Genomic DNA, 1,608 nt, shown 5'->3' on the forward strand with positions numbered 1-1,608 from the left:
GGGGATGCGGACAAAATCTTGGACTACTTTGGAGGTAGTCCATGTATTCATACGAAGACCGCGTTCGGGCGGTCGAGCTGTACCTGAAACTCGGAAAGCGCGTCAAGGCGACAATCCGCCAGTTGGGTTACCCGACGAAGAATTCTCTCAAGGCGTGGTGCGAGGAATTCGAGAAGAGTGGCGATCTGCAGAAAGAGTATGTTCGCGTAAAGCCAAAGTACTCAGAAGAACAGAAGAACCTGGCACTTGAGCATTACGTCAATCACGGGCGCAGCTTCAGCTTCACCCTCAGGGCATTAGGCTATCCCTGTCGCCAGATACTGACGGCGTGGGTTCGCGAGCGCTATCCGGAAACCAGGAAACGCGTGGTTGGCAAGGTAGGCCGACCGGCCGTGTCATTGGCGACCAGGCAGCTCGCGGTGTACGAACTGTGCACACGGGAAGGAAGTGCACAGGCGGTGGCGCAAAAGCTGGACGTCGACAGGGTGTCGCTGTACAACTGGAAGAACCAGTTACTCGGCCGAGGGGCTCCTGCATCCATGAAGCGCGACAAGGGATCACCATCAGAGACGGATCGGGACGAACTGGAGCGGCAGGTCGAAGAGCTCCGGCGCGACATTCGCAATCTGAAGCTTGAACACGACCTGTTGAAGAACGCGAATGAACTCGTAAAAAAAGACCTGGGCGTCGACCTGCCACTCCTGAGCAATCGGGAGAAGACGAAGCTGGTTGACGCCCTGAGAGAAGAATACGGTTTGAGTGAGCTGCTTGAGCGGTTGGACCTGGCGCGCAGCTCCTATTTTTATCATCGGTCGCCCATACGGGTTGCCGACAAATATGCAGATGTCCGTCGTACCGTTGCAGAGATCTTCGAGGACAATCACCGATCCTACGGCTATCGTCGGGTGCAAGCAGCGCTTAGCAGGCAACGAGTGTTTCTATCGGAGAAAGTCGTGCGTCGCCTCATGAAACAAGGCGGCCTCCACGCAGCAAGGCCCAAGCGGCGCCGATATCGCTCTTATATCGGGGAAATCAGCCCTGCCCCAGATAACATCATCAATCGCGATTTCCACGCGAACGCCCCCAACGAAAAGTGGGTGACGGATATTTCCGAGTTCCAGATTCCTGCGGGGAAGGTATATCTATCGCCCATGATCGACTGCTTCGATGGGATGGTAGTCAGCTGGTCGATTGGCACAAGCCCCGACGCAGAGCTCGTGAATTCCATGCTAGATGCGGCTATCGAGACCGTGACCGAGGACGACGAGACGCCGATCGTGCATTCCGATCGGGGTGGCCACTACCGTTGGCCTGGCTGGCTATCGCGGGTTGCGAAGGCTAAGCTGATCCGCTCCATGTCGCGTAAAGCCTGTTCACCGGACAACGCGGCCTGTGAGGGATTCTTCGGCAGGCTAAAGACTGAGATGTTCTATACAGGAGACTGGCGTTCGACGACCATCGCGGAGTTCGTTGAGGTACTGGACGCCTACGTTCGCTGGTACAACGAGAAACGGATCAAGGGCTCCCTTGGCTATCTCAGCCCCATCGAGTACCGTGAAAGCCTCGGGTTAGCAACGTAAATCAGTCCAAGAAAATAGCCGCATCCCC

Annotated in this window: 1 protein-coding gene; it reads left to right on the forward strand. The window is 56.3% G+C overall.

Annotated features, from left to right (window positions below; translation table 11 throughout):
• Positions 1 to 41: 41 nt before the first annotated feature.
• Positions 42 to 1,580, forward strand: a complete 1,539-nt coding sequence (locus DIE17_RS36965) for an IS3-like element ISBmu11 family transposase (RefSeq protein ID WP_124921837.1) — start codon at positions 42 to 44, stop codon at positions 1,578 to 1,580.
• The last annotated feature ends 28 nt before the right edge of the window (positions 1,581 to 1,608 follow it).

Source organism: Burkholderia sp. Bp9099, from assembly GCF_003857805.1.
Classification (GTDB): domain Bacteria; phylum Pseudomonadota; class Gammaproteobacteria; order Burkholderiales; family Burkholderiaceae; genus Burkholderia.

Excerpts from the sequence above, each read along its gene's own strand:
- DIE17_RS36965 (WP_124921837.1), top strand. The coding sequence starts at position 42 with ATGTATTCATACGAAGACCGCGTTCGGGCGGTCGAGCTGTACCTGAAA.